At 69.6% G+C, this 6,737-nt stretch carries 6 protein-coding genes; 4 read left to right on the forward strand and 2 right to left on the reverse strand.

All coding sequences use genetic code 11. From position 1 onward, the window contains the following. The first annotated feature begins 226 nt into the window (after positions 1–226). The 4 genes from QM641_RS08050 to QM641_RS08065 all read left to right on the forward strand — a co-directional run bounded on the left by QM641_RS08050 (position 227) and on the right by QM641_RS08065 (position 2,966). Positions 227–1,135 (forward strand): LysR substrate-binding domain-containing protein, encoded by a 909-nt coding sequence (locus QM641_RS08050; RefSeq protein WP_415115253.1) that lies wholly within the window; start codon positions 227–229, stop codon positions 1,133–1,135. Between the two features lie 108 nt (positions 1,136–1,243). Then, positions 1,244–2,317, forward strand: a complete 1,074-nt coding sequence (locus QM641_RS08055; protein WP_415115255.1) for a hypothetical protein — start codon at positions 1,244–1,246, stop codon at positions 2,315–2,317. 32 nt (positions 2,318–2,349) lie between these two features. Further along, positions 2,350–2,562, forward strand: coding sequence for a CopG family transcriptional regulator (locus QM641_RS08060; protein WP_415115257.1), 213 nt, complete (start codon positions 2,350–2,352; stop codon positions 2,560–2,562). Beyond that, positions 2,559–2,966: a PIN domain-containing protein gene (locus tag QM641_RS08065; protein WP_415115259.1), complete on the forward strand. Its 408-nt coding sequence runs from the start codon at positions 2,559–2,561 to the stop codon at positions 2,964–2,966. Before QM641_RS08060 ends, QM641_RS08065 begins: the two co-directional genes overlap by 4 nt. A 144-nt stretch (positions 2,967–3,110) precedes the next feature. Here the strand turns inward: QM641_RS08065 and QM641_RS08070 are convergent, their stop codons facing one another. Together QM641_RS08070 and QM641_RS08075 are read right to left on the reverse strand one after the other, a co-directional pair. Further along, positions 3,111–5,324, reverse strand: coding sequence for an ATP-dependent Clp protease ATP-binding subunit (locus QM641_RS08070; RefSeq protein ID WP_415115262.1), 2,214 nt, complete (start codon positions 5,322–5,324; stop codon positions 3,111–3,113). A gap of 224 nt (positions 5,325–5,548) precedes the next feature. After that, positions 5,549–6,737: WD40 repeat domain-containing protein (locus tag QM641_RS08075; RefSeq protein WP_415115264.1), on the reverse strand; the 1,189-nt coding region annotated here is incomplete at its 5' end.

A 6,737-nucleotide genomic window follows, 5' to 3' on the forward strand; every position in this document is an offset into this window, starting at 1 on the left:
TGCTTTCCCTGGTGTGTGGCGCCGCTGATGCGGACTGCCTTCGGACTCCCCACGAGAGCGCGGTCAGAGCGGTGAAACGGTTGATCGAACGATGGGATGCTCGGCTCTCTGTGGGCAGAACTGCATGCAGTTCTGTATGCTTGCTATTGTGAGGCAGCACGGCACGGTGCGTCTATCAACCGATGTGGACCTTGTCCGTTCACTGAAACTGAACGATGGTGGACGCATGCTGGACACTCATCGACTGCGCATGCTCGTCGAGCTCAGCCGCCGCGGCACGCTGTCCGCCTTCGCCGACGCGATGTCGTACAGCAAGGCATCCATCTCTCAGCAGCTGAGCGCCCTGGAGCGCGAGGTCGGGGTACCGCTCATGGTGAAGGTCGGCCGCGGCGTGCAGCTCACCCCGCAGGGCCACCTGCTGGTCGAGCACGCCATCGGCATCCTCGACCAGCTCGAGGGTGCGAGCGTGGCCGTCGCGCGCTCGCTCACCGAGGCGACCGGGACGGTACGGGTCGCCGTGCTGCAGTCCGCCGCGCACTCGCTCCTGCCCCGCACGCTGGAGGTGCTCGCGCAGGAGCACCCGGCGCTGCGCGCGGAGGTCACCGAGTGCGACCCCGAGACGGGCCTGGTCGGGGTCTCCAGCCGCGAGTTCGACCTGATCCTCGCCGAGCAGTACCCCGGTCGCACCCGCCCGATCCACGCCGACCTCGACCGCGTCGTGCTCGCCTACGACGACATCATGCTCGCCCGGGCGCCGGGCACCGACGACGACCCCGACAGCGTCGCGGCGCTGTGGGCGACGCGGCACCTCGCCTGGGTGCTCGAACCGATCGGCACGGCCTCGCGCTCGTGGGCCGTGCAGCTGTGCCGCTCGGCCGGCTTCGAACCCGACGTGCGCTACGAGCTCGCCGACCTCACCGCCCATGTCCGCCTCATCCGGTCGGGCCTGGCCGTCGGGCTCCTCCCGGATCTGGTCTGGGCCGGCGAACGGCCGAGCGTTGCGGTGACGGCGCTGCCCGGCGACCCGCGGCGGGAGATCTTCTCCTGCGCCCGGCGCATCTCCGCCCAGGCTCCCGCGATCCGCGCCGTGCGCGACGCCCTCGCCGCCGCGGCGGCTGCCAGTCTCGGTCCGTGAGCCCGGCCGGAAGTACGCTGCATCGTGCAGCCCAGAGACTCGCCGAGGTCTCTCCGGGCGGACCGAGGAGGCCACCATGCAACGCATCCGCTCTGTTCCGAGGCTCTGATGGGCGGTGACGAGAGCGCCACGAGCGCAGACCCGCAGCTCCCGAGGGCGTGGGCGGTCATCGCGTTCTGGCCGATCATCGTCGCGCTCGTGAGCATCGTCCCTCTCGCGGGCGCCGTGATCGTCGCCGACGGCGAAACCCCGGAGGTCCTGGCGACCCTTCGCCTGATCGGTTCGTGGGCCGGCCCGCTCTACGACGACGCACTCTCCCTCATCGCCATCATCGCGACCTTTCTGGTGACCCTCGCCGCCGCCGCCGGTTTCGCGGGCGACTGGAAGGAGGTCCCGCGCATCGGCAGGCTCTCGATCACCGCCACCCTTTCCGTGTCGCTGGCCGCACTCGGGTTCATCGCGATGTTCGCCGCACCCGCGCTCATCGCCGGGAGCGTGGCTGTCGGTCGCGTGCTGTTCGTCCTGATCGCGGGCTGGCTCACGGCCCTGGTCGGGATGACCGTCGTGGAGGTCGGCTCTCCGGAACAACGTCGCACCAAGGCACGCGACGCGTGGCGCGCCCGGCGCGCGCGGGCGGCAGGGGTGGGTCTGACCAGGCGCGACCATGTACCCGTTCACCGGCGACTGATCGCCGAGCTTCTCGTCTGCGTCGCCCCGCTGGCCGCCTGGACTCTGCTCGGCACGGTGCTTGCGCTGATCGTCCTCGGGGACGCGGCCTACCTCGCCCCCTCGATCGCCGTGGTCGGCGCGTTGAACTATGGCCCGGTGATCGTGATCCTGGGATGGCATGCGACGGCGGACCTGTCCGAGAGCCGACGTTCCCGAGGGTGGTACCGCCTCGCGGGAAATGCCCTCGGCATGCTCGTCTCCACGATCCTCGGAGCAGCTGTCATCACGTCGACCGTGCTCGCGCCGCTGGGCTGGGCGATCATCGCCTACACGGCGCTTCTGGAGGTCGTGCTCTCCCTTGAGCAGACGGCGCAGCGGTGCTGGCCTCTTCGCCTCATCCAGCAGGACATGACCGCCCATGCGCTTCAGCGTGCACGGCGAGCGTACCGGGCAGCGCGCCGGGCCGCTCCTCACGGGTCGCGACGTTCTAGGAGCGGCAGTCGGATGCCGTGACGCCCCGTGCCACCTGCGGTACCATATATGGCATGGTCAAGACCACGCTCTACCTTCCCGATGAGCTGAAGCGCCGGATCGAGCACGAAGCGCGACGGCTTCATTCATCCGAGGCCGAGGTCATCCGCAAGACGCTCGACGATGGGCTTCCCGCCCAGGCACGACGCCCCAGAGGCGGTCTCTTCAGCGGGAACGAACCCATTGCGGAGCGGGCGGACGAGTTGCTCGCGGGCTTCGGAGAATGATCGTCGACACGAGCGCTCTGCTCGCCTACTTCGACGCCGCCGAGCCGCGCCATGCAGAGGTCGCCGGTGCGATCGAGGTCACTGACGAGCCGCTCGTGGTCTCGCCCTACGTGATCGCCGAACTCGACTACCTCCTCCTCAGCCGACACGGCTCCCGTGCCGAGCGCCTCGCGCTCGAAGAGTTGGGCTCGGGCGCCTGGGAGCTCGCGCAGATCGACGCCCGCCGCCTCGCCGCCGCAGCGAGGATCGTCAGCGACTACGCCGACGTGCCGATCGGCGTGGCGGATGCGGCGAACATCGTGCTCGCCGACGCGTACGGCACGGAGACGATCGCCACCCTCGACCGCCGTCATTTCAGCGTGCTGCGCCTGGGCAACGGTCGCCCGGCACACATCGTTCCGTAGCGGACCGGCCTAGCGCTCGGTCGCGTGAGCGCGGGGCTTCGGTGGTCCCGCTTACAGGGCGAAGTCGCGGACCCGGCCACGGCGAACGCGGCTGAGGCTGTTTCGCCCTGTAAGCGGGACACGAATCCGCCGATCCACTCGGGCCTACTCGATGAGCTCGGCCTCGATCACGTCGTCGTCCTCGTCAGGCGCCCCGGGTACCTCGGCCGGGCCGGCGCTGGTGAGCACGAGGCCGGAGCCCGAGGCATCCACGTCGACACGGACCACGTCACCGTCGCGCACGCCGCCGGCGAGGATCGCCATCGCGAGGCGGTCCTGGATCTCGGACTGGATGAGCCGACGCAGCGGACGCGCCCCGAACAGCGGGTCGTAACCGCGTTCGGCGAGCCAGGCGCGGGCGTCGGGCGTGACCGCGAGCGTGAGGCGGCGGTCCTTGAGCCGGCGCTGCAGCACATCGACCGACAGCTCGACGATCTGGGCGAGGTCGTCCTCCGACAGCGCCGCGAACATGACGATGTCATCGAGCCGGTTGAGGAACTCGGGCCGGAACGCCTGGCGCACGAGCGCCATCACCTGCTCGCGCTTCTGATCCCACGAGAGCATCGGGTCGATGAGGATCGGTGAGCCGATGTTCGACGTCAGGATCAGGATGACGTTCGTGAAGTCGACCGTGCGGCCCTGGCCGTCGGTGAGGCGGCCATCGTCGAGCACCTGCAGCAGGATGTCGAAGACCTCGGGGTGCGCCTTCTCGACCTCGTCGAGGAGCACCACGCTGTAGGGACGGCGCCGTACCGCCTCGGTGAGCTGGCCGCCCTGCTCGAAGCCGATGTAACCCGGAGGGGCGCCGACCAGGCGCGCGACGGAGTGCTTCTCGCCGTACTCGCTCATGTCGATGCGCACCATGGCGTGCTCGTCGTCGAAGAGGAACTCGGCGAGCGCCTTCGCGAGCTCGGTCTTGCCGACACCGGTGGGCCCGAGGAACAGGAACGAGCCGGTGGGTCGGTTCGGGTCGCTGATTCCCGCGCGCGAGCGGCGCACGGCATCCGACACCGCCTTCACCGCCTCCTTCTGACCGATCAGGCGCTTCCCGAGCTCGGCCTCCAGATGCAGGAGCTTCTCCGTCTCGCCCTGCATGAGCCTTCCGACCGGGATGCCGGTCCACGCCGCGATCACGGCGGCGATGTCCTCGTCGGTCACCAGCTCGTTGACCATGCGCTCCTCGGACGGTCCCGCCTCCGCGCGCTCGGCCTCGACGAGGTCCTCCTGCAGCTTCTTGATGGTCTCGTATTCGAGCTTCGACGCCTTCGCATAGTTCGCCTCGCGCAATGCCAGATCGCGCTCGGTGATGGCGGCGTCGAGCCGCTTCTTGAGGTCGCCGACCCGGTTCAGCCCCGCGCGCTCGCGCTCCCAGCGCGCTTCGAGCGCCTTCAGCTCGGACTGGGCGGCATCCATCTGCTCACGCAGCTTGGCGAGGCGCTCTTTCGACGCGTCGTCCTTCTCCTTCTTCAGCGCGAGCTCCTCCAGCCGCATGCGGTCGACCTGCCGGCGCAGCTGGTCGATCTCGACCGGGCTGGAGTCGATCTCCATCTTGAGCCGGCTCATGGCCTCGTCGATGAGGTCGATCGCCTTGTCGGGCAGTTGGCGGCTCGGGATGTAGCGGTTCGAGAGGGATGCCGCGGCCACGAGCGCGCTGTCGCTGATCGTCACCCCGTGGTGCGCCTCGTAGCGACCCTTGAGTCCGCGGAGGATCGCCACGGTGTCCTCGACGCTGGGCTCGCCGACGTAGACCTGCTGGAAGCGGCGCTCCAGCGCGGCATCCTTCTCGATGAACTCGCGGTACTCGTCGAGCGTCGTCGCACCGATGAGGCGCAGCTCGCCGCGCGCGAGCATGGGCTTGAGCATGTTCGAGGCTGCGACCGACCCCTCGCCGCCGCCGGCGCCCATGAGGACGTGCAGCTCGTCGATGAACGTGATGATGCGGCCGTCGGACTCGGTGATCTCCTTGAGCACGCTCTTGAGGCGCTCCTCGAACTGGCCGCGATACATGGCGCCTGCGACGAGGGCGGAGATGTCGAGGGTGACGAGGTCCTTGTCCTTGAGGCTCTCGGCGACATCGCCCGCAACGATGCGCTGGGCGAGACCCTCGACCACGGCGGTCTTGCCGACGCCGGGCTCGCCGATGAGCACAGGGTTGTTCTTGGTGCGGCGGGTGAGCACCTGGCTGACGCGGCGGATCTCGCTGTCGCGCCCGATGACGGGGTCGAGCTTGCCCTGCCGGGCGCGGTCGGTCAGATTGATGCCGAACTGCTCCAGGGGACTCTGCTGCTCCTCCTGTCCGGGCTGGGGTTGTGCGTTCATTCGTTCTCCTTGAAGCCTGCGCGGCCCAAAGTTGAGCCTAATCGACTCAACTTTAACAGAGGGGCGTCTCCACGGCAATCCCGCACGGGCCGCCCGCGCTGTCCCCGGGGCACGAGGCGGCGGCTGGCCCGTCCCCGCCCGTAGACCCGGGCGGGACAGGGGGTAAGGACCCGGATGCGGGGGCGCGGCGACGCCTCGCTCAGCTCGTTGCGTGGGCCCGCACCTCACGCTGGCCGGGCGTGCCGCTGGTCTTGGGCAAGCAGCGCGATCTCGGAGCCGAAGCCGATCACGATCATCATGTCGTCCTTGAGGCCTGTGACGGTTTCCAGCGTCCTGACCCCATCCGGGATGCGCATCGATGCGTCAAGGCGCCCAATGCGATGAAGGCTCCAGATCCGCACGAAGCCGTCGCGCCCACCGGTGACGGCGATAGGAATGTCACCGAGGGTGGCGCACGCGATCGCGGTCACGAGTCCAGTGTGGCCGGTGACAGAAGTGCCGATCTGGCGCTGGGTGACGATGTCCCACATCCGAACTGTTCCGTCACGGTGGCCGGTAACAGCCACGGGGCGGTCGCCGAGCGTCGCACAGGCCAACGCCGTCACCCCGTCAGCGTCGACGGACAAGAGATGGCCGATCTGACTGCATGTGGTGAGATCCCAGATCCGCACGGACCCGTCCTCGCCGCCGGTCAGGGCGATGGGCCTACCGTCCTGGGCGGTGCACGCCACCGCGTACACCCCGCCGGAATGGCCGGTGAGGGGGGCGCCGAGCGGGGTGCCAGCGGCGAGGTCCCAGATCCGCACCGTCCCGTCGTACCCGCCGGTGACGGCGACAGACCGGCCATTCAGGGTGGCACACGCGATCGAATGCGCCGCGCCGGAGTCGCCGGCGAGGGGGTCGCCGAGCGGGGTGCCCGCGCCGAGGTCCCAGATCCAGAGCGTGCGATAGTTCCCTGCGGCGACGGCCACGGGCCGACCGCCAAGGGTGGTGCACGCGACCGAGGCCACCCAACCGATGTGGCCGGGAAGGGGCTCGCCGACACGGGCGCCCGTATTGAGGTCCCAGATCCGCAAGGTGCCGTCGTCCCCGCCGGTAACGACCACCGACTCGCTCCCGACGGTGCTGCACGCGACCGAGGCCACCCCGCCGGCGTGGCCGGAGCGCGGGTCACCGATCGGATCCCGCATGGTGAGGTCCCAGATCCGCACCGTCCCGTCGTTCCCACCGGTCACCGCAACAGACAGGTCGTCCAGCGCAGCGGAGGCGACCGCGGTCACCGCACCGACGTGACCGGTGAAGGGGCCGCCGACGGCGGCGCCCGTGGAGAGATCCCACAGCCGCACCGTCCCGTCGTCCCCACCGGTCACCGCAACAGACAGGTCGTCCAGCGCAGCGGAGGCGACCGCGGTC

It is taken from the genome of Microbacterium sp., assembly GCF_047605725.1.
Lineage (GTDB): Bacteria > Actinomycetota > Actinomycetes > Actinomycetales > Microbacteriaceae > Microbacterium.

Bases quoted from the DNA above. Each gene is read 5' to 3' on its own strand.
- QM641_RS08065 (WP_415115259.1), top strand. From the start codon at position 2,559: ATGATCGTCGACACGAGCGCTCTGCTCGCCTACTTCGACGCCGCCGAG.
- QM641_RS08070 (WP_415115262.1), bottom strand. From the start codon at position 5,324: ATGAACGCACAACCCCAGCCCGGACAGGAGGAGCAGCAGAGTCCCCTG.
- QM641_RS08050 (WP_415115253.1), top strand. From the start codon at position 227: ATGCTGGACACTCATCGACTGCGCATGCTCGTCGAGCTCAGCCGCCGC.
- QM641_RS08055 (WP_415115255.1), top strand. From the start codon at position 1,244: ATGGGCGGTGACGAGAGCGCCACGAGCGCAGACCCGCAGCTCCCGAGG.
- QM641_RS08060 (WP_415115257.1), top strand. From the start codon at position 2,350: ATGGTCAAGACCACGCTCTACCTTCCCGATGAGCTGAAGCGCCGGATC.